General features: G+C 50.4%; 22 protein-coding genes. 20 read left to right on the top strand and 2 right to left on the bottom strand.

The genetic code is table 11. The features are described 5' to 3' along the window. Window positions 1-6 precede the first annotated feature (6 nt). Window positions 7-669 carry a TetR family transcriptional regulator C-terminal domain-containing protein gene (locus tag Q3Y66_RS10500; RefSeq protein WP_008957486.1) on the top strand — a complete coding sequence of 221 codons (663 nt, stop codon included), beginning with the start codon at window positions 7-9 and terminating at the stop codon, window positions 667-669. Window positions 670-676: 7 nt separating this feature from the next. After that, a complete protein-coding gene (gene hrpB, locus Q3Y66_RS10495; protein WP_008957485.1) occupies window positions 677-3,121 on the top strand; it encodes an ATP-dependent helicase HrpB in 2,445 nt (814 codons plus the stop codon). Between the two features lie 24 nt (window positions 3,122-3,145). On the opposite strand, the gene Q3Y66_RS10490 is transcribed toward hrpB, so the two are convergent. Further along, on the bottom strand, window positions 3,146-3,364 hold the full coding sequence (locus tag Q3Y66_RS10490; RefSeq protein ID WP_008957484.1) for a hypothetical protein: 219 nt from the start codon (window positions 3,362-3,364) through the stop codon (window positions 3,146-3,148). A gap of 134 nt (window positions 3,365-3,498) precedes the next feature. On the opposite strand from Q3Y66_RS10490, the gene Q3Y66_RS10485 reads away from it, so the two are divergent. The 5 genes from Q3Y66_RS10485 to Q3Y66_RS10465 all read left to right on the top strand — a co-directional run bounded on the left by Q3Y66_RS10485 (window position 3,499) and on the right by Q3Y66_RS10465 (window position 8,199). Continuing rightward, the gene (locus Q3Y66_RS10485; protein ID WP_332870658.1) at window positions 3,499-3,738 is read left to right on the top strand and encodes a DUF2970 domain-containing protein; all 240 of its coding nucleotides are present in this window, start codon (window positions 3,499-3,501) and stop codon (window positions 3,736-3,738) included. Window positions 3,739-3,865: 127 nt separating this feature from the next. Beyond that, entirely contained in the window at window positions 3,866-4,981 is a 1,116-nt protein-coding gene (gene coxB / locus Q3Y66_RS10480; protein WP_008957482.1) for a cytochrome c oxidase subunit II, read from the top strand. Window positions 4,982-5,029: 48 nt separating this feature from the next. Next, the gene (gene ctaD, locus Q3Y66_RS10475) at window positions 5,030-6,664 is read left to right on the top strand and encodes a cytochrome c oxidase subunit I (protein ID WP_008957481.1); all 1,635 of its coding nucleotides are present in this window, start codon (window positions 5,030-5,032) and stop codon (window positions 6,662-6,664) included. Between the two features lie 42 nt (window positions 6,665-6,706). Then, window positions 6,707-7,342, top strand: a complete 636-nt coding sequence (locus Q3Y66_RS10470) for a cytochrome c oxidase assembly protein (protein ID WP_008957480.1) — start codon at window positions 6,707-6,709, stop codon at window positions 7,340-7,342. After that, a complete protein-coding gene (locus tag Q3Y66_RS10465; protein WP_008957479.1) occupies window positions 7,339-8,199 on the top strand; it encodes a cytochrome c oxidase subunit 3 in 861 nt (286 codons plus the stop codon). Before Q3Y66_RS10470 ends, Q3Y66_RS10465 begins: the two co-directional genes overlap by 4 nt. 5 nt (window positions 8,200-8,204) lie before the next feature. Here the strand turns inward: Q3Y66_RS10465 and Q3Y66_RS10460 are convergent, their stop codons facing one another. Further along, window positions 8,205-8,396, bottom strand: a complete 192-nt coding sequence (locus tag Q3Y66_RS10460; RefSeq protein WP_008957478.1) for a DUF2909 domain-containing protein — start codon at window positions 8,394-8,396, stop codon at window positions 8,205-8,207. Here Q3Y66_RS10460 and Q3Y66_RS10455 point away from each other — a divergent pair. From Q3Y66_RS10455 to Q3Y66_RS10395, 13 genes are all read left to right on the top strand, one after another. Beyond that, window positions 8,395-9,117 (top strand): SURF1 family protein, encoded by a 723-nt coding sequence (locus tag Q3Y66_RS10455; protein ID WP_008957477.1) that lies wholly within the window; start codon window positions 8,395-8,397, stop codon window positions 9,115-9,117. The genes Q3Y66_RS10460 and Q3Y66_RS10455 overlap by 2 nt on opposite strands. Before the next feature lies 1 nt (window position 9,118). Next, the gene (locus tag Q3Y66_RS10450) at window positions 9,119-9,628 is read left to right on the top strand and encodes a hypothetical protein (RefSeq protein ID WP_008957476.1); all 510 of its coding nucleotides are present in this window, start codon (window positions 9,119-9,121) and stop codon (window positions 9,626-9,628) included. Window positions 9,629-9,660: 32 nt separating this feature from the next. Next, the gene (locus tag Q3Y66_RS10445) at window positions 9,661-10,710 is read left to right on the top strand and encodes a heme A synthase (RefSeq protein WP_008957475.1); all 1,050 of its coding nucleotides are present in this window, start codon (window positions 9,661-9,663) and stop codon (window positions 10,708-10,710) included. Between the two features lie 13 nt (window positions 10,711-10,723). Next, window positions 10,724-11,641 (top strand): heme o synthase, encoded by a 918-nt coding sequence (gene cyoE / locus Q3Y66_RS10440; RefSeq protein ID WP_035586677.1) that lies wholly within the window; start codon window positions 10,724-10,726, stop codon window positions 11,639-11,641. Between the two features lie 123 nt (window positions 11,642-11,764). Next, window positions 11,765-12,232, top strand: coding sequence for a DUF2489 domain-containing protein (locus tag Q3Y66_RS10435; RefSeq protein WP_008957473.1), 468 nt, complete (start codon window positions 11,765-11,767; stop codon window positions 12,230-12,232). A 331-nt stretch (window positions 12,233-12,563) separates the two neighbouring features. After that, on the top strand, window positions 12,564-13,433 hold the full coding sequence (locus Q3Y66_RS10430; protein WP_008957472.1) for an OmpA family protein: 870 nt from the start codon (window positions 12,564-12,566) through the stop codon (window positions 13,431-13,433). A gap of 218 nt (window positions 13,434-13,651) precedes the next feature. Then, entirely contained in the window at window positions 13,652-15,574 is a 1,923-nt protein-coding gene (gene thrS, locus Q3Y66_RS10425) for a threonine--tRNA ligase (RefSeq protein ID WP_008957471.1), read from the top strand. A 60-nt stretch (window positions 15,575-15,634) separates the two neighbouring features. Further along, window positions 15,635-16,126: a translation initiation factor IF-3 gene (infC, locus tag Q3Y66_RS10420; protein WP_008957470.1), complete on the top strand. Its 492-nt coding sequence runs from the start codon at window positions 15,635-15,637 to the stop codon at window positions 16,124-16,126. Between the two features lie 82 nt (window positions 16,127-16,208). Continuing rightward, complete coding sequence (gene rpmI, locus Q3Y66_RS10415; protein WP_007114345.1) at window positions 16,209-16,403, top strand: 50S ribosomal protein L35; 195 nt, start codon at window positions 16,209-16,211, stop codon at window positions 16,401-16,403. A 64-nt stretch (window positions 16,404-16,467) separates the two neighbouring features. Beyond that, window positions 16,468-16,821, top strand: coding sequence for a 50S ribosomal protein L20 (rplT, locus tag Q3Y66_RS10410; RefSeq protein WP_007114344.1), 354 nt, complete (start codon window positions 16,468-16,470; stop codon window positions 16,819-16,821). Window positions 16,822-16,980: 159 nt separating this feature from the next. Beyond that, window positions 16,981-18,000, top strand: a complete 1,020-nt coding sequence (gene pheS, locus Q3Y66_RS10405) for a phenylalanine--tRNA ligase subunit alpha (protein WP_008957469.1) — start codon at window positions 16,981-16,983, stop codon at window positions 17,998-18,000. A 26-nt stretch (window positions 18,001-18,026) separates the two neighbouring features. Next, the gene (gene pheT / locus Q3Y66_RS10400) at window positions 18,027-20,408 is read left to right on the top strand and encodes a phenylalanine--tRNA ligase subunit beta (protein ID WP_008957468.1); all 2,382 of its coding nucleotides are present in this window, start codon (window positions 18,027-18,029) and stop codon (window positions 20,406-20,408) included. Window positions 20,409-20,536: 128 nt separating this feature from the next. Continuing rightward, on the top strand, window positions 20,537-20,836 hold the full coding sequence (locus Q3Y66_RS10395; RefSeq protein WP_007114341.1) for an integration host factor subunit alpha: 300 nt from the start codon (window positions 20,537-20,539) through the stop codon (window positions 20,834-20,836). Window positions 20,837-20,930 lie beyond the last annotated feature (94 nt).

Genomic DNA, 20,930 nt, shown 5'->3' with positions numbered 1-20,930 from the left:
TTGTAAATGACCGCTGTATCCGTCACTCATGAAAGCCCCAGCCGTGAAAAAGTTGAGACAAATATTCTGATGGCCGCTGAAGAAGTGTTTTCTCAGTACGGTTACCGTGGAGCGAGCTTGCAAGTGATCGCTGATCGGGCCGGTCTCCCTAAGGCTAATATTTTGTACTACATGGGAAGTAAGCAGGCGCTTTATGTGCGACTGCTTAACCGTATGATGCATCGCTGGAACAAGGTGCTTGAAGATATTACCCCGGAGAGTGATCCAGCGACTGTGCTGAGTGATTTTATCCGCGCCAAAATGGTGCTTGGTCAGCGCTACCCCGAAGGCTCAAAACTGTTTGCAGCGGAAATTTTAGCCGGCGCTCCCTTCTTGAGTGACTATCTGGCCGGTGAACTGCGTGAATGGGTGGCTTCTCGTGCCGCGATCATTCGCCAGTGGTCTGCGCAAGGTAAAATGGACACCGTCGATCCCAAGTGGCTAATCTTCTTAATTTGGTCTGCTACCCAGCACTACACTGAATATAGCGCTCAGGTAAGCGGTATTCTAGGCCGAGATGCATTAACTGAAGAGGATGTTGAATCAATTTCAGCCTTTCTTGAGCACGTTATCCTAAAAGGGTGCGGAATCACTCAGGCAAGTACTAACGCTCACTTGGTGGAAAAGTGAGTGCTAAATGAGCGATTTGCCGATTGATCAGCATCTTGATCACGTTAAAAACGTCCTGGTTACCAGCAACCGTCTGATGCTGATTGCCCAGCCAGGCGCTGGCAAAACTACCCGTGTCCCGCTTGCTCTGCTTAGGGCCGATTGGGTAAAAGGGCAGAAGCTGCTTTTGCTAGAGCCACGGCGAGTCGCCGCGCGATTGGCGGCTAACTATATGGCTCAGCAGTTAGGCGAAAAGGTCGGTCAGACAGTGGGCTATCGCATGCGCGGCGATAGCTGTGTTAGCGCGCAAACTCGCTTAGAGGTCGTTACTCAAGGGGTGCTTACTCGCATGCTGCAGGATGACCCGCTGCTGGAAGGCGTGGCCGGGATCATCTTTGATGAATTCCATGAGCGAAGTTTAGACGCCGATGTAGGGTTGGCGCTTACGCTGGATGTGCAAAGCAGTATTCGTGACGATTTACGCCTGCTGGTAATGTCGGCAACGCTGGATATCAAGGCGCTCAGGCGAGTGTTAGGGGAGCAGGTGCCCACCATTGAGTGTCATGGTCGTCAGTATCCGGTGACAACGCTTTATCGTCCTTCTTTAAATAGCGAAGAGAGTGTTAGCCATGCTCTGCGCGTAGTCAATGAAGCGCTTTTAATGCCTGATACGCAGGATGTCTTAGTGATCTTGCCGGGCGTGGCCGAGATAAATCGGCTAGTACAAGCGTTGGAAAGGGCGCTACCAGACCTCGCGATACGACCGCTGCACGGTAGGATGAGTATCGCGCAGCAACAAGCGGCATTAGCAGTAAACACTTCACAACAGCGTATTATTGTCTCCACTGCGATTACCGAATCTAGCATTACGGTGGATGGCGTCAATGTAGTGATTGACGGTGGCTTAGAGCGAGTGCCGCTTTTTCAGCCGCGCACGGGCTTAACGTGGTTAACCACACGACGAATCAACCGTGCTAGCGCCGACCAGCGGCGGGGTCGCGCAGGTCGGCAAAGGGAGGGCGTCTGTTTTCGGCTCTGGGCTCAAGAGCAGCCGTTAACCGCTTACGGTGAGCCAGAAATTCAGCAAGCGGAACTCTCATCGCTGGTGCTTGAACTGGCGTGTTGGGGGGTTGCGTCGCCCCATGAGCTGAGTTGGGTGACGCCGCCGCCAGAAAGTGCTTGGCGCAGTGGTCAAGCGCTTTTAGTGCAGCTTGGTATATTAGACGAGCAACACAGGCTAACCCCCTTGGGCAGTCGCTGTGCCCAATGGCCAGTCGAACCGCGAATAGCCGTGATGCTGGAGCGTGCTGCAGAATTCAATGCTGTTTCCCTGGCCTGTGGGCTAGCAGCTCTACTGGAGGAGCGGGACAGCTCAGAGCGCTCGCTGCATGATGCGTTAGCACTCCGGCTCAGTCAGCCTAAACGTTTTCCTCAATGGCAGCGCGAAGCCCTTAGGCTTGCTAGGAAAGCAGGGGCCGTGCTTGATGAAGCTATGATGCAACCGCTTGGGCCGCTCTTGGCACTGGCATACCCAGAGCGCATCGGCCAGTTAATAGAGCCAGGTAAGTTTCGACTAGCAAATGGCAAAACCGCTATGCTGCCGTTAAATGAGCCATTGGCACATCAATCTTTTTTAGTGGCCGCCGTGTTAAACAGCGCAGCAGGGGACCAAGTGCGCATTATTGCTGGCGAGCAACTACCCCTTGCCTCACTGCTTTCTCTATATCCTGGGATTAGCCTCTGGCAGCCACGCGTAACATGGTCGCAAGAGCAGGGCCGTTTAATCGGTGAAGAGGTGCAGGCGCACGCTAGCCTTATTATTGCCAAACGGGCATTGGCGCATTTGCCGGGAGAAACCGTAAAAGAGGCGCTATTGGATGCTTTACGTCAGCAGCCCAGGCGGTTGTTCGGCAAGAAGCATCAACAGTTGCTCGGGCGCATGACGCTGTTACGCGCCAACCTGGGGGAGCAATGGCCCGATTGGTCGGAGCAGGCACTGTTAGCCACATTAGAGAGCTGGTTAGCTCCCTACTTGATCGGTATAAATCGACTGAGCGAAATTGAAGCATTGCCCGTAGAGTGTTACTTGCTTGATTCACTCTCCTGGGAACAGAAAAGCCAGTTTGATCAATTGGCACCTCAAGCGCTTAAAGTACCCAGTGGAAAAGTGATTATGTTGGATTATGTGCCTTGCCTTTCCCAATGCCCTCCAGTTTTAGCTATGAAGCTGCAAGAGGCCTTTGGTTGGCAGGTAACCCCTACCGTCGTTAATGGCGGCGTTGCCGTAATGATTCATCTGCTTTCACCCGCGCGTAGGCCGCTACAAGTCACCCAAGATTTAATGAGTTTCTGGCAAAATGGCTACCCAGAGGTACGTAAAGAAATGCGCGGTCGCTACCCTCGGCATCCTTGGCCAGAAGACCCTTTGACCGCAACGGCGACTGCGCATACCAAACGGAAGATGGACAAATAGTCTGACCGTCTTTTTCCGTCATGCTTATTCGCTGCGCTTTTCTGGGATCTCGTTCGGAATACGATAGCGTACCCCTTCTACCTGTTCTTCTTCGTAGCGTTTATTTTCTTCTTCTGGCACCACACCGATTACGGTTTCCTGTGAGCCGTCGGGCCAGGTATACGTCGTACAACCTGTTAGCAGCAGTAATGGGAAAATAGCCAATAGGCTTTTAGCTGGTAGGCTTGGAAGGTGCTTGAACATGAGTCACTCCATTGGGTGGCGCTTGATCCTGGGGGAAATTAGTATCGCATAATCGGAACTATAGATTGCCATTTACCTGCCTGTAAATGCTTAGATTTTTTCCGTTTATCCAAACGTAATACCTTTGTCTGTCTATGATAATGAATGTTAACCATGAATCCTCAATGTGCGTTGTCACACCAGCCCTAATCGGAGGTTTTATGTGGTCAGTGGTGAAGTCAGTATTAGCGGCCTTGCTTGGGGTCCAGAGTAACCAAAAGCGACAGGAAGACTTTAGTAGTGGCAAGCCTGCAGCGTACATCGTTACTGGGATAGTCATTACATTGCTGTTCGTTTTGGTGCTTATCGTTTTGGCAACGTTTGCTGCCCGCTGAAAAGCGTTGATAGCGTTAAGTAAGCAAAGCGTGACGAATGGCACATATTTTCTATACTGCTAATATCTCATTTAGTTCTGCCCTCATCTAAAGGCAGGAGATAACAACAATAAGTCTGGAGGTTTCTATGCGATCAGCGTGGCGGTGGCTGTTAGTCATTACCCTTTCTGCGAGCGGGTCGCAGGCTAATGCCAATGATTGGAATATGCCTGTTGGTGTAACCGATGTTAGCGCCGATATCTTTGGTCTTCACATGACGATTTTTTGGATATGTGTCGTCATCGGCCTCGTGGTGTTTGGTGCTATGTTTTACTCCCTGTTTCGCTACCGCCACTCCAAAGGCGCCAAAGCCGCCAACTTTCATGAGCACACCAGTGTAGAAGTGCTTTGGACGGCTATTCCTGTCTTGATTCTGGTTGGCATGGCTGTCCCTGCTACCGCAACGCTAAAAAATATGTACGACTCTTCAGATGCAGAGTTAGACGTTATGATTACAGGACAGCAGTGGCGCTGGCGCTATGAGTATCTAGGCGAGGACGTCGCGTTTACTTCTAATATGAGCACTCCACGGACACAGATCAGCGGGGCTGAAACGCGGGGAGAGCATTACTTATTAGAAGTGGATGAGCCGCTTGTTTTACCCATCAATCGCAAAGTGCGCTTTTTGATGACCTCTGATGATGTTATTCACTCATGGTGGGTGCCCGACTTAGCAGTCAAACAAGACACGATTCCCGGCTTTATCAATGAAAATTGGGTAACGATCAATGAGCCAGGTATCTACCGTGGGCAGTGCACTGAGCTATGTGGTGTCAATCACGGGTTTATGCCCGTCGTGGTTCATGCGATGGAAGAAGATGAGTTTGATAGTTGGCTTGCCGAGCGCAAAGAAGCAGCTGCCGAAGAGGCCATGGGCGTTGATCGTGAATGGGCTATGGAAGAGCTAGTAGCACGAGGTCAGGAAATTTATCAATCAATCTGCTCTTCTTGCCATCAAGCTGAGGGTCAGGGCTCGCCACCTGCTTTTCCTGCACTGGCAAATAACGAACAGCTCATTAGTGATGTGGATTGGCATCTCAATAAAGTAATCAACGGTGTTTCGGGTGCTGCAATGCCAGCTTTTCGTAGCACCTTAAATCCAGTGGAAATTGCTGCTGTAGTAACTTATACGCGAAATGCTTGGGGTAACGATACGGGAGATGTGGTGCAGCCTTCAGAAGTAGCTGAGCTAATAGCCCAATAATGCTGATGCGCCACTTATTTAGACAACAACAATATTTCGGAGAGTATTATGTCGCCCAAACTACCCCCTCAACCTCATTTGCAGCATAGCAGTACGGCCGTCGCCGACGGGCAAAGCCAGAGTCATGCTGCGCCGCCGAAAGGTATTTTACGCTGGTTATTGACTACAAATCATAAAGAGATAGGTTCTCTTTATCTGATTTTTTCGCTGACTATGTTTTTCGTTGGCGGCATCTTTGCATTAGTGGTGAGGGCTGAACTTTTTCAGCCGGGTCTTCAACTGGTTCAACCTGAGTTTTTCAACCAGATGACCACTATGCATGGTTTGATCATGGTGTTTGCCGCGGTAATGCCGGCCTTCACAGGGTTAGCTAACTGGATGATACCGCTACAAATTGGCGCGCCAGATATGGCGTTACCACGATTGAATAACTTCAGTTTTTGGCTGCTGCCTGTTGCCTTTACGCTATTGCTTTCAACTTTGTTTATGCCCGGCGGCGGGCCAAATTTCGGTTGGACTTTTTATGCGCCGTTGTCGACTAATTATGCCCCTCCTTCCACTTCTTTTTTTATTCTTGCATTACATATGGCTGGTATTAGCTCCATTCTGGGTGCGATCAACATTATCGCGACTATTTTGAATATGCGTGCACCGGGCATGCGTTTAATGGATATGCCACTCTTTGTCTGGACCTGGTTAATTACGGCCTTTCTGCTGATCGCGGTAATGCCGGTTTTAGCGGCAGTTATCACCATGATGCTTATGGATATTAACTTTGGCACAAGTTTCTTTAATGCGGCGGGTGGGGGCGACCCGGTTCTGTTTCAGCATCTTTTCTGGACGTTTGGTCATCCTGAAGTGTACATAATGATTTTGCCCGCCTTTGGTATTGTCTCCGCGATCATACCTACGTTTGCAAGAAAACCGCTGTTTGGTTATGCATCAATGGTTTATGCCACAGCGGCGATTGCGTTTCTGTCGTTTTTGGTCTGGGCTCATCATATGTTTGTGGTAGGGATGCCTTTAGTGGCGGAGTTGTTTTTTATGTATACAACGATGCTGATCGCCGTGCCTACTGGGGTGAAAGTGTTTAATTGGGTCACTACGCTTTTTCGTGGCTCAATCAGTTTTGAATCGCCGATGCTGTTTGCCCTTGCCTTTGTCGTGCTGTTCACTATTGGTGGTTTTTCAGGGCTAATGTTAGCGATCGCGCCAGCAGATTTTCAATATCATGATACTTACTTCGTCGTTGCCCACTTTCACTATGTGTTAGTCCCTGGGGCGATCTTTGCCATCATGGCAGGGGTTTATTATTGGTTGCCGAAATGGACGGGGCATTACCCTAATGAACGGCTTGCCCAGTGGCATTTCTGGTTTTCGATTATCGGTGTCAACCTAACCTTCTTCCCCATGCATTTCGCTGGGTTAGCCGGTATGCCGCGCCGTATTCCCGATTATGCTCTTCAGTTTGCCGACTTTAACTTACTTTCAAGTATTGGTGCTTTCTTCTTTGGCGCCTCACAGTTGCTATTTGTTTTAGGCATCATCCTGTGCGTTCGCGGAGGTAAAAAAGCGCCAGCAAAAGCTTGGGAGGGCGCGGAAGATTTAGAGTGGACAGTTCCCTGTCCTGCACCCTTGCACACCTTTGAAACGCCGCCGGTTTTTCATCGTACTTCCCATTAAAAATGGCATAAACCACACAGGCCAGTAGGCCCAAGAGGTGTTATGGACAGTCGAGAGCAAAACCAGGCAGGCGTGCGTCAAACGGTTATTAGAACATTGGCTGTGCTAGTGGGTATGTTCGCCTTTGCTTTTGCGTTGGTGCCGTTGTATGACGTGTTTTGTCAAATTACCGGCATCAATGGCAAGGTTGATGCTACGGCACAAAGTATCGTGCATGAAGAGGTAGATGAGTCCCGTTACATTAATGTGCAATTTATAACGCGGGGCAGCCCAGGCTTGCCGTGGCAGATGAGCGTCGAAATGCATCAAATGAGCGTGCATCCGGGGCAAACGGCAGAAGTCGACTTTACGTTTACTAATAATAGTCAAAACGAAAGCTGGGGGCAGGCAGTACCTAGCGTTTCCCCTTCAAATGCAACGCGCCATTTACGCAAAGTAAGCTGTTTCTGTTTTGAAGAGCAACAGTTGCAGGGTAATGAGCGCTTGACGATCCCGTTAGTGTTTCAGTTGGCGCGAGATCTTCCAGCAGATATTAATACCATCACGCTGGTGTATACCCTGTATCCCATTGAACGAGCGATACAGACCGTCTCACTGAATAACATGATTAATCACGGTGTTAAGAACGATCCCAAAAACGAAGCTAAGAACAATAACGCGGCGGGAGAAGCGATATGAGCAGTGGTAGCTATTACGTTCCAGCGAGTAGTCGGTGGCCTGTTCTCGGATCGGTGGCACTCGGTGCAATGATGGTCGGAATCGGCATTAAGCTCGTTTACGACACTGGGCTGCCGCTGGTTTTAATAGGCGTGGTGGGCATAGTGTCTGTGATGGGGCTATGGTTTCGGGATGTGATCAGTGAGTCTCGTGGTGGGCTGTACGATGCTCAAATGGATCGTTCGTTTCGCTGGGGCATGGGCTGGTTTATTTTTTCAGAAGTCATGTTTTTTGCCGCTTTTTTTGGGGCGTTGTTTTACGTAAGGATGTTCACCCTTCCTTGGCTGGGTGGTGAGGGCGCTAAAGGGGTTTCAGCGTTACTGTGGCCAGATTTTGTTGCTACATGGCCCCTATTGAACCCACCCGATGCTTCCATTGCTGGCCCTCAACAAGTTTTTAGCCCTTGGCAACTTCCTCTCGTTAATACGCTAATTTTGATCACCTCAAGTATCACGCTAACAGTTGCCCATGAGGCTTTAAAAGTCAGTTACCGGCGGACATGTCGTAACTGGCTAACCGGTACCGTGCTATTAGGATGCTGCTTTATAATAATTCAAGGCATTGAATATTATGAGGCTTATGCGCATTACGGTATTACATTGGAAGCCGGTATTTTTGGCGCAACGTTCTTTATCTTGACCGGCTTTCATGGGTTGCACGTGATTATCGGCACGATCATTCTTGCCACCATGTTAGTACGAATAGTGAAAGGCCATTTTGCCGATGAAAATCATTTTGGTTTTGAAGCCTCATGTTGGTATTGGCATTTCGTCGATGTGGTATGGGTTGGTCTCTTTATTTTCGTTTACGTTTTATAAATTTCCTAGCCTAGCTGGCCGGACCAAAAGCCAAATATGATGAGGATCATTAATAAACAAGCTAGTCCGATACGCCATTTAAGAGACACAAGCAAGCGGCGAGACGAGGAGTCATCACGCAGCAAAAAGCCAGCTCCCATGGCTAGGCTGATAACCATCGCAACGAATACAGCGGCAATGAGTAGTTGTAACCACATGATGAAAACCTCTCGACAATGGCGTTTTTACAGCTGGTGTTTTTTCTGGAGTTTGGTGGTGGCCTTAGGCGCCTACTTAGGACTATGGCAGTGGGAACGGGCAAATGACAAGCGATTAGCATTGGCCATTCGCGAAACGGCAACTGCATTGGTGCAGCCTACCGTGCAGCCAGCCCAAGGAGCAGAGGTAACCCTACAGGGTGAGTATTTGGCAGAGCATACCCTCTATTTAGATAATCGGATTGTAGAGGGAAGGTTAGGGGTAGCAGTACTAACGCCTCTGCGTGATAGCTTCGGTCAGCTTTGGTTAGTGCAGCGAGGCTTTTTAGCAACGGGGCCTCATCGTGAGCCGCCCCAGGCCACTACTCCAAGTGGCAGTGTTGAGTTGACCGGCGAATGGCAGGAAGTACAAGCGGGCGGACCACTATATGGAGAAAATAGAGAAGGTGTCAGGTTGCAGCAGTTAAGTCTTGAACCTTGGCGAGCTTCGCTAGGTTCGTTTAGCTATGCGGGCTGGTTGCATGCTAGTGAGGGTGATGGCGTTCTGATTCCTTGGTGGGAGGCCAGTGTTATGCCCCCCAGCCGACATATAGGGTATGCGTTTCAGTGGTGGGGGCTGGCCCTGGCGGCCCTGGTGGTAATGTTTTTTGGGGGGCGAAAATTGCGTTTTGATGCAACTCAAGAAGAGTCGTTACTGAATAAAAATAAGCAGGGTGAATAATATGCAGGATGCTAAACACACTCGCCGCCAGCGGCTAAAATTAATGCTGATCTTTGTGATATTCGCGTCTCCCATGCTTGCCGCCTGGGGTATGGTCGAGTTTCGTATTGGTATTCCTGATCGCCATACGGCACATGGTGATGTGGACCTGGCGTTACCCGCTCTTCATGAATGGCCATTAACAACGCCTGCCGTGAGTGAAGAGGACAAGTGGATTCTGGCATTTGACTGCACCCTGCAGTGTGAAGCACGCCAAGATGAATTGTGGCGCCTACATCGTGCTTTAGGACGCGAAGCGCCGAGATTAACGCGTTTGCGCATCGGCGGAGAGCTTGAACCATTACCGGGCGAAGTGACCAGTGAATGGCAGCGCTTTCCCTCATGGCGGAAAGAAAACTCAGTGTGGTTGCTCGATCCTTCAGGGCGTCCGGCGCTAGCATTCGATGAAAACGTCGCGACCAAATACGTGCTTGACGATATACAGCATCTTTTTAAAGTAAACCCCCTATGAAGCGCACTAATCCCTGTTGTTAAGGAAGCATCATGACCGATTCCTATGAGCGCCGCTTGCGTTGGTTAGTGCGATTAACGTTAATAGGCACCCTGTTTACCGCAGTGGTAATGCTGGTTGGTGCATGGACACGGTTAGTCGATGCTGGTTTAGGCTGCCCTGATTGGCCAGGTTGCTATGGAAAGCTACTGGTCCCCGATAGCGATCATGCCACCCTGCGCCATCCCGATGTGCCATTAGAACCGTTTAAAGCGTGGGTGGAAATGGCCCATCGCTACATCGCTAGCTTGCTAGGGCTGGTGGTAATAAGTGTTGTCGCGATGGGTTGGCCATTGCGACAACGGTCAGGTTACCCATGGCGGCTAAGTTTGACGCTCTTAGTAGTTATTATATTGCAGGGTGCCTTCGGTGCTTTCACGGTTACGCTACAGCTCTGGCCGCAAGTCGTCACTCTCCACCTGTTGGGTGGGCTGAGTGTATTACTACTGTTCTTTTGGTTACACCTACGCTTACGTCGTGCTCGTAAAAAATCCATCACTGAGCCGCGCCTAGCCAATGCCTGGTGGGGTATTGCGGCATGTTTGCTGGTGGTGCAGTTAGCGTTGGGTGGGTGGGTGACTAGCAACTATGCAGGCATCGCTTGCCAAGGATTCCCTACCTGTAATGGTCAGTGGTGGCCTGAGTTGGATGTAAGCGAGGGTTTTCATTTTACCCAAACTGTTGGCCCTAATTATTTACATGGGCAGCTACATGCTGATGCACGCACTGCTATCCATGTTGTTCATCGCTTAGGCGCACTCATGTTAGGAGCCGGGTTGGTTGCGCTTTGGTTACGATATCGGCATTGGCAGAATGTCGCTAAACCTCTAGCGATTGTGGTTTCTCTATACATGCTGCAAGCTATTTTAGGTGTCGCTAACATATTGTTATGGCTGCCTTTATGGCTTGCGTTGTTACATACGGCAGGGGCCATTGCACTATCTGTTGGTCTAGTGTGGGCTTGGTGGTGCTGGCGTTACAATGAAGCTGGGGCTTGTTCAAAGAATTCTAATCCGTTTTATCGCAACGTTATTGCTGACTAAAGAAGGGGGGCGCATGCGAAATATAACAATGACACTACCTTCGGCCTTGCCTTCAATGGTGTGGGGGTGGAGGGAGTTACTTGGGCTCTGCAAAATTAAAGTAGTGGTTGTTATGTTGGTATGTGCCGCTGTGGGGATGGCATTAGCGACCCCAGGCTTGCCACCACTAACGAAAGTAATCCTTGGTTTGGCTGGTATCGGCTTAGCCTCTTGTGGTGCAGCTGCTTTTAATCATGTCATTGACCGCCATTTGGATGCGGTAATGACGCGAACTTCTCGTCGTCCAGTGGCGAGTAAACGGCTACCCGTGACAATCGCGTTGGCTTGGGCGTGCTTGCTTTCTGTTGCCGGTGTTACGCTATTAGCTTGGCAGATTAACGTCTTAACGGCTGTGCTAACCTCTGCTTCTTTGATCGGTTATGCATTGATTTATACTGCTTTTTTAAAGCGGGCTACGCCCCAAAATATTGTTATTGGTGGCGTGGCTGGCGCGGCACCACCATTGCTAGGTTGGGTTGCCATTACTGGTCAAGTATCTTCTGAGCCGCTGTTGCTAATGCTGATTATTTTTGCTTGGACGCCGCCGCACTTTTGGGCACTGGCGATTCATAAATGTGATGATTATGCACGAGCAGGCATCCCAATGTTGCCTGTTACCCATGGTCTTCCGTTTACACGGCTACAAATTTGGTTGTATGGCTGGCTAACGGTATTAACCACTCTACTACCGGTAATGATCGGGATGAGTGGGGTGCTTTATTTAGTCATTGTGATAAGCCTGAATGCGCGCTTTATGTTTTGGAACTGGCAGGTTTGGCGCGGTCACGATGCTACTGCACCTATCGGCGCTTTCTGGTTCTCAATTCGCTACTTATTAGGCGTTTTCAGTGCGCTATTACTTGATCACTACGCTGCGGCGCTTGCTTGGTGATCCGAAGACGAGATGGGCAGGTATGCAGTAAGAGGAGAAGCAAGCCTAGGTGCTATTGGCAAAATAGTGGTATAAAGGTGTACAATTTTCGTCAAGCAATTTATCCGCTTAATGAGGAGCTTCATGAGCTCAACGGTAGCGCTGGTATTACTCGCCGTAGCGATTGCAGTCATTGTAGGGCTGTGTTTCTACGCATGGTCGTTGCGCAAAGAGGTAAGTCGTCGAGAAGCTTATCGGCGCGATGAGGACGCTCGCGCCCAACAAAACAGTCTAGAAAACCTTGATTATGTCGCGAGTGCTTTGGTTCAGGAGCAGGTCGATATCACTGAGGGGGCTTGGCGATGTAAGGTTCTACTTGAAATCATTGATCCTAGCTTAACGGAACGAATTGAATTTAAGGCTTTTGCTGAACACTATAGCCGCACTCAACATCTAAATACGCATTCCGCCCGGCAACAGTTGACTGCTCGAGAGCGTATGCAGGAAGACAAAGAGCGGTTGATGGCAGAAAATGACATGCGCGAAGCCGTATTGGAAGCTGCTCAAGCAGTATTAAAATGGCGTGACCAAGGCAAAAGTGCATTGCATTAACTATTAATTTTGAGCGGTTTTAACCGCCAAAATGCATAGCAAGCTAATTTTTAGTGCCCATCGTGGCAATTTTGCTATGCTGAATGATGTCGGTATTGGCAAGAAGTTGATATCTTGGCATTGTTGCCTTCCAGCGCTCAAGCGTTAATGATAGGCACAATGTTCTGTAGTGGCTGGGTGCTGAGTTATTGGTATGTCTTCATAAATACTGAGGGCTTGGTTACCGGCTTAATACAGAGCAGGCGAAAAATGGATGCTCTCGCAATAAGAAGCATTGGATAGATTTGGTCACTTATGACCATTTCAGCATTGGATCAAGAAGGAGTCTTGCATGAAAAAATCAACGACTGGATTGCTAATCGGTTCCGCACTGGTAGTCGGTCTTTCTGGCTGCGCCAGCTCGGCCTCACAGTCGTCCGGCCAAGCAAGTGCTAGCAGTGATCGTAGCTGGTACCAGCACCCGGCAGTATGTGGCTTGGCAGGCGGCTTGGTTGGCGGTAGCATTGGTTATGCCACCAGCGGCAGTTCTGATGAAGAGAGCGGTGCTGCCACTGGTGCTGCTGCCGGTGCTGCAATTGGCGGTTTGTTATGCGCGGATCGTACCCCTGAGCCGGTTGCACCGCAGTGCCCGAGCTATGGTGAAGTGCCTGCTGGTGTTGCTGTTGACGCCGAAGGCTGCCCGCTAGATTCTGACGGTGACGGCGTGCCTGATTACCGTGATCAGTGCCCAGGTACTCCTGCTGGTGTTGAAGTTAACGCTAACGGTTGCCCGCTTGACTCCGACAACGACGGTGTTCCGGATTACCGTGATCAGTGCCCGAATACCCCTGCAGGCGTAGAAGTTAACGCACTGGGTTGCCCGGATAGCGTCGTTCTGCAAGATGTTAACTTCGAGTTTGATTCTGCTCAGTTAACTTCCAACGCTCAGAATGTACTTAACGGTGTTGCTGAGCGTTTGGTCAGTAACCCTGATGTTCGCGTAAGCATCGAAGGCCACACTGATTCACGCGGTTCTGACGAGTACAACAAAAACTTGTCACAAGAGCGTGCTCAATCAGTTGCTAACTACTTGGCAAGCCGTGGCGTAGAAGCTAACCGTATGCGTGCAGTAGGTTACGGTGAAGAGCAGCCGATCGCGTCTAACGAGACTGAAGAAGGTCGCTTCCAGAACCGTCGCGTTGAATTGGATGAGTGGAACTAAGTTCACTTATCTTCTGAGGTTTGTAGACGACTTATAAACGGTTAGCTGCAATCCACAGGTACAGAAACGGGAGGCATATGCCTCCCGTTTTTATTTTAAGCGGTAGGTAACTCTGCTAATCTTGTCGCTGTTTTTAGTGGGGCTTTTGCACCCTCCAAGACCATTGATAGCGAAATGTGATCCTTGGTATGGATCACCACTGCGCTCAAGGAACATGAATGCCTATTGTTACTCTGCCTGACGGCAGTCAAAAAACGTTTGAAGCACCGCTGACCATTATGCAGCTCGCAGAATCCATTGGCCCTGGTTTGGCTAAGGCCTGTATCGCTGGGAAGATTGATGGTTTGCTGGTAGATGCCGCTGATTTAATCGAGCAAGATGCGAGCGTCGCTATTATCACAGCGCGTGACGCTGAGGGGTTGGAAATAATTCGTCACTCCTGCGCTCACCTAATTGGTCATGCGGTTAAGCAAATGTATCCCGATGCCAAGATGGCGATTGGGCCAGTCATTGAAGATGGCTTTTATTACGATATTGAATTCGGTCAGTCGGTCACGCCGGAAGACCTGGAGGCGATAGAGACGCGCATGCAATCATTGATTGAGCGCGAGTACGATGTGGTTCGCGAATACGTTGATCGCGACAAGGCAATGTTGACCTTTTTGCATCGTGATGAACCTTACAAGCAGGAAATTGTTCGCGATATCCCTGATGATGCGACCATCAGGCTTTATCATCACGAAGAGTACACCGACATGTGCCGCGGCCCGCACGTGCCTAACACCCGCCACTTAAAAGCTTTCAAGCTCACTAAGTTGGCAGGGGCCTATTGGCGTGGCGATGCTGCAAACACCATGCTGACGCGTATCTACGGCACCGCATGGGGCGATAAAAAACAGCTTAAGGCTTACGTAAAACGGCTTGAAGAGGCAGAGAAGCGCGATCACCGTAAATTGGCGCGCCGACTGGACCTTTTTCACATGCAGGAAGAAGCGCCGGGAATGATATTTTGGCACCCTAACGGCTGGGCGCTATGGCAGCAGATCGAACAATATATGCGAGGCGTTTATAAAGAGGGTGGCTACCAAGAAATTCGCTGCCCCCAGATAATGGATGTATCGCTTTGGAAAAAGTCAGGGCACTGGGACAACTACGCAGACGGCATGTTCTTTACCGAGTCAGAAAAGCGTGAGTATGCCCTCAAGCCTATGAATTGCCCTGGTCATGTTCAGGTATTTAATTCTGGCTTACGTAGCTATCGCGAGCTCCCCGTTCGTTTTGGTGAGTTTGGCGGTTGCCACCGGAACGAGCCTTCAGGCGCTTTACACGGTATCATGCGCGTTCGTGCATTTACTCAAGACGATGGTCATGTTTTTTGTACCGAAGCTCAAGTTGAGCCAGAAGTAACTGACTTTCATCGTCAAGCGTTGAAGGTGTATAGCGACTTCGGCTTTGAAGATATTGCTATTAAAATTGCTCTTCGCCCCGAAAAACGCATTGGTAGTGATGAGGTTTGGGATCGGGCAGAAGATGCACTGCGTAGTGCTTTAAAAACTTGCGATGTAGAATGGCAGGAACTTCCTGGCGAAGGCGCGTTCTATGGCCCCAAGATTGAATACCATATGAAAGATTGCCTGGGACGCGAGTGGCAAGTGGGTACTATGCAGGTAGACTTTATGATGCCAGAGCGACTTGGTGCTCAATATGTGACAGAAGAGGGGCATCGGAAGCCGCCAGTAATGTTGCATCGTGCTATCGTTGGCTCTATGGAGCGTTTCATTGGCATCTTGATTGAACATTATGCAGGCGCTATGCCATTATGGCTTGCGCCACAGCAGGCAGTCGTCATGACTATCACCGATTCACAGCGTGAATATGCGTTTGATTTGGAGAGCCGTCTGCAAAAAAGTGGCTTACGTGTTAAAGCGGACTTGAGGAACGAGAAGATCGGCTTTAAAATCCGTGAGCATACGTTACAGAAAGTTCCCTATCTCCTTGTGGTAGGAGATAAGGAAGTCGAAGCTGACTCAGTGGCCGTGCGAACACGCAGCGGCGAAAACCTCGGTACAATGACGGTCGATGAATTTATTGAACGCCATACTGCCGAGAGAGCAGCCCTGGCGACATCGTCAATTGCCTAAGGAGACGGAACGATCAAGAGAAGCAACCAGCGAGGGCGTCCAGCAGATAAACGCCCACCAATGAACGAGCGAATTGTCGAAGAAGAAGTACGTCTTATTGGTAGCGACGGTGAGCAGTTGGGTGTTGTGCCCACCACCGAAGCGCTAGAGCGTGCAGAATCTGAAAGCTTAGATCTCGTGCAAATTTCGAATGCCGATCCCATCGTCTGTAAGATTATGGATTACGGCAAGTTCGTTTTTGAGACCAAGAAGCAGAAAGCGGCTCAAAAGAAGAAGCAGAAGCAAATCCAGGTTAAGGAAGTTAAATTCCGTCCTGGCACCGACGAAGGCGATTATCAGGTCAAGCTTAAAAACCTGACGCGCTTTTTGGAAGGTGGTGACAAGGGCAAAGTCACACTGCGCTTCCGTGGTCGTGAAATGGCGCACCAGGACATCGGTCGTAAGCTGATGGAAAGGATTGCGGCAGACCTGGAAGAGATCGGAGCGGTAGAGTCTTTCCCGAAAATGGAAGGGCGCCAGATGATCATGATTATTGCCCCGAAAAAGAAGTGATCCAACGGCGATGTCAACGGGCCACCGTTAAACAGGTGGTCGGCCCTGGGTTTTCTAAAAAATATCGAGCGGAGTTTTCCTCATGCCGAAAATCAAAAGCAACAGCGGCGCTGCCAAGCGCTTCAAAAAGACTGCTAATGGCTTTAAGCACAAGCAGTCTCACCGTAGCCACATCTTGACCAAGAAAACGACCAAGCGTAAGCGTCAACTGCGTGGAATGAAGCAAATCCATGCGTCTGATAAAGCGCTTATCCAGCGTATGCTGCCGAATCTATAAGTCGGGTTTTCGTTTTTCTGAGTGCAAAATTTTTTCGCCTCAGCCTTAAAGTCAGGAGTGTGTTATGACTCGAGTTAAACGTGGCGTAGTAGCGCGTCGTCGCCATAAAAAAGTATTGAAGCTTGCTAAAGGTTACTACGGTGCCCGTTCACGCGTTTTCCGCGTTGCCAAGCAAGCCGTTATCAAAGCTGGTCAGTATGCTTACCGTGACCGTCGCAACCGTAAGCGTCAGTTCCGTGCGCTATGGATCCAGCGTATCAACGCTGGTGCACGCGTCAACGGCATGTCTTACAGCCGTTTTGTTGGTGGCCTCAAGAAAGCCGGTATCGAAATCGACCGTAAAGTATTGGCCGATTTGGCAGTACACGAGAAGGCCGCATTTGCTGCCATCGTGGAAAAAGCCAAGGCTGCCCAATAAGGTAGTTTGCATTGGGTGATTGCCCATGCAATGTGCCTGAGGTCATTTCAGAGTGACCCATCCAGGGGAAGAGCAGCCGCTCTTCCCCTGTTTTTTTGCCACCTTCAACGTGCCACGCCATCCTTAGGGGTGGACACCGCTTAATTCGGAGTGAAACGGATGGATCACCTTCCTACTCTGGTATCTGAGGCTCGCGACGCCATTCAGGCTGCGCAGAGTGTCGCTGCACTAGACGAATTACGAGTACGCTACTTAGGTAAGAAAGGTGAGGTAACTGCCTTGCTGAAAGGCCTGGGGAGGCTGTCAGCAGAAGAGCGCCCTGCGGCGGGTGAACGTATTAATCAGGCCAAGCAAACGCTGGCCGACGAAATTGATACTAAGCGAGCGCAACTTGAAAGTGTTGCGCTCAATGCCCGTTTGGCCGCTGAAAGTATCGATGTCACGTTGCCAGGGCGTGGTCAGGCCGAGGGTGGTCTACATCCGGTGACGCGTACGCTTGAGCGTATAGAGGGGCTGTTCACGCGTATTGGTTATGATGTGGCAGTAGGGCCTGAAATTGAAGACGATTATCACAATTTTGAAGCGCTCAATATTCCTGCCCACCACCCTGCCCGTGGCATGGCGGATACCTTCTATTTTGATGCCACACGCCTGTTGAGGACTCACACCTCACCCGTGCAGGTGCGCACCATGAAAAGCAGTGAGCCACCCATCCGTATTGTTTGTCCAGGGCGTGTTTATCGCAGCGACTCGGATTTAACCCACACGCCAATGTTCCATCAAGTGGAAGGGCTGTTGGTTGATGAGGGCATTAGCTTTGCTGATCTAAAAGGGACGATCGAAGACTTTTTGCAGGCATTTTTTGAACGTGACGACCTATCCGTCCGTTTCCGTCCTTCCTACTTTCCATTCACAGAGCCATCAGCCGAAGTCGATATTCAGTGTGTGATGTGTAGTGGTGCGGGGTGTCGTGTATGTTCCCATAGTGGCTGGTTGGAAGTGATGGGTTGCGGCATGGTACATCCTGAAGTCTTCCGCCACTCGGGTATTGATACCGAGCGCTATACCGGGTTTGCCTTCGGAATGGGGGCTGAGCGTTTGGCAATGCTGCGCTACGGCGTGAACGATTTACGCCTGTTCTTTGAAAACGATCTGCGTTTTTTACGTCAATTCGCTTAAGACCGCCGCCGAATACAGGATCAACGATGAAATTTTCAGAACAGTGGTTGCGTGAATGGGTTTCGCCGCAGCTTGATACACAGGCCATGGCCGACCAAATCACCATGGCGGGCTTGGAAGTTGACGCTGTTGAGGCAGTTGCTGCCGAATTCAGTGGAGTGGTGGTGGCAGAGGTGCTGAGTAAAGAGAAGCACCCTGACGCAGATAAGCTCAATGTGTGTACCGTTGATGATGGCAGTGGTGAGCCTGTCCAGGTTGTCTGCGGGGCGCCTAATGTCGATGTTGGCCAGAAAGTGCCCTTTGCCCAGGTGGGGGGTGTCTTGCCGGGCGATTTTAAAATCAAAAAAGCCAAACTGCGTGGCGTTGAGTCACGGGGTATGATTTGTTCGGCATCTGAATTGGGGCTTGCAGAAGAGACGTCATCAGGCATTCTGGTGTTGTCAGCAAATGCTCCAGTGGGTGCTGATTTTAGAGAATTCATGCACCTTAATGACATGACCATTGAGGTCGACCTGACGCCCAATCGTGGTGATTGCTTAAGCATTAAAGGGTTGTCGCGTGAAGTGGGAGTGCTTAATCGGCTGGCGGTGATCGGCCCTGTAATAGCGTCGGTGTCCACTGAGGTTGACGATAGCTTTGCGATTAGTGTCGAGGCGCCAGAGCAATGCCCTCGCTATATGGGCCGCATTATTACAGGTCTCAATGTTAAGGCTGAGACGCCCCTGTGGATGGTTGAGCGGCTGCGTCGTAGCGGCGTACGCTCTATTGATCCTGTCGTAGATGTCACTAACTACGTGATGCTTGAGTTGGGCCAGCCGCTACATGCTTTTGACCGCGATAATCTTCAGGGTGGCATGGTTATTCGCATGGCCACGCCGGGTGAGCGTTTAACGCTGCTTGATGGTCATGAGGTGTCGCTACGCCCTGAAACGCTGGTCATTGCCGACCATTCTGGCCCGCTAGCGATGGCAGGCGTCATGGGTGGTGAAAACTCAGGCGTTAACGAAAACACTCAGACTATTTTCCTTGAATCTGCGTTCTTTACGCCGCTTGCTATTGCTGGCCAAGCGCGCTCTTACGGTCTGCATACTGATGCATCGCACCGTTTTGAGCGTGGAGTTGATCCACAGTTAACGCCCATTGCAGTCGAGCGGGCTACACAGTTACTCATTGAAATTTGCGGTGGCCAAGCCGGGCCTGTTGTTGAAGCGCTAAGCGTTAAGCATATGCCCGAAGAGCGCTCAATCTTATTGCGCAGTGCCCGTTTAGAGCAGGCGCTATCCAAGACGCTAGATAGCGATGATGTGACCGATATTCTTCAGCGTCTGGGGCTTGATGTCAGCATCCAGGGTGCCGATTGGGCCGTCACCGCGCCTACTTGGCGCTTTGATTTGGCCATTGAAGAGGATCTGATCGAAGAGGTGGCACGTATCCATGGCTATAATAATTTGCCGATACGTCGTCCTGCAGCACGCTTGGCGCTTCGCTCTTCGGACGAGGCGACGCTGACTCAGTCGCAGTTGCGTCGTCAGATGGTCGCACGTGGCTTTCAAGAGGCGATCACCTACAGCTTTGTAGCACCTGAGCTGCAAGCGACGCTGTTACCAGACGCCATAACGCCTGTGCTTGCTAACCCTATCTCGGCTGATTTGTCGGTGATGCGGGCCAGCTTGTTTCCTGGCCTGGTTCGTGCCATGGAGTACAACCTCAATCGTCAGCAAGCCCGCGTGCGTTTATTTGAAACCGGGCTAGTATTTAACGGTGAGCTGGATGCTTTGTCACAGGTGCCGATGCTGGGTGCGTTAGTGTGTGGCCCGCGTGAAGCGGAAGGGTGGAGTGGTGCTAAGGATCGCGTCGATTTTTATGATCTTAAAGGTGATCTAGAAAGCGTCATCGCCTTGGGTGGCGAAGCCGATGCTTGGCGGTTTGAGCCCGCTGAGCACCCAGCGCTCCATCCTGGTCAAAGTGCCCAGCTATTGCATAACGGTGAGCCTGCAGGCTGGATTGGTACTCTGCACCCACAAGTACGAGCAACGCTGGGCTTAAAAATGGATGCCGTGTTGTTTGAGGTGCGCTTAGATGCACTTAGCCAAGGCCGAGTTCCTGCGTTTGAGCCGCTGTCACGCTTTCCTGAGGTGCGCCGTGATTTGGCGTTTATACTCAATGAGTCGACACCTGTGCAGGCATTGCTCGATTGCGCCAAGCAGCAAGCGGGGGAGTATCTGCAGGATATCAAGCTATTCGATGTCTATTCAGGTAAAGGTGTAGCCGAAGGGCATAAGAGTATTGCGTTGGGCTTGACCTGGCAGCATCCATCGCGCACGCTAAACGACGAAGAAATCAACCAGTTGGTCGATTCAATTGTGACACAAGTGCGTGTCAAGCTGGATGCGGAGCTGCGCGGCTAATAAAAATCGAAGAGATTAATTAGGCCTCGCCACGATGCTTATCACGTTCTTGGCAATGCGTTTTGCTACTGTACGGTTGATACAGTGTGATTGTTGCTGTATCTGCTTCAAGGATAAGGAGAAGCCTTATGGGTGCGTTGACCAAAGCAGAACTGGCTGAGCATTTGCATGCTGAGCTAGCCCTGTCCAAGCGAGAAGCGAAGGCCATGGTCGAAGCTTTTTTTGAAGAGATTCGAGCCTGTCTTCGTGAGAACGAACAGGTGAAGTTATCGGGGTTTGGTAACTTTGACCTGCGTGATAAGCGCGAGCGGCCAGGACGAAACCCGAAAACCGGTGAAGAAATTCCGATTTCTGCCAGGCGGGTGGTCACGTTTCGCCCAGGGCAGAAGCTTAAGCAGCAGGTAGAGCATTACGTGGGCGATGAGTAGCATTTTGGACTATAGGCGCATGAGCATCTGATTCATAAGCTTAAGGTTCATAACACTAGATAATCTCATGTCCTTTACAAAGGAGTGCCTATGG

Origin of the sequence: Halomonas sp. HAL1, from assembly GCF_030544485.1 — a bacterium.
GTDB lineage: Bacteria > Pseudomonadota > Gammaproteobacteria > Pseudomonadales > Halomonadaceae > Vreelandella > Vreelandella arctica.
This window is presented reverse-complemented; position numbering and strand designations above follow the sequence as displayed.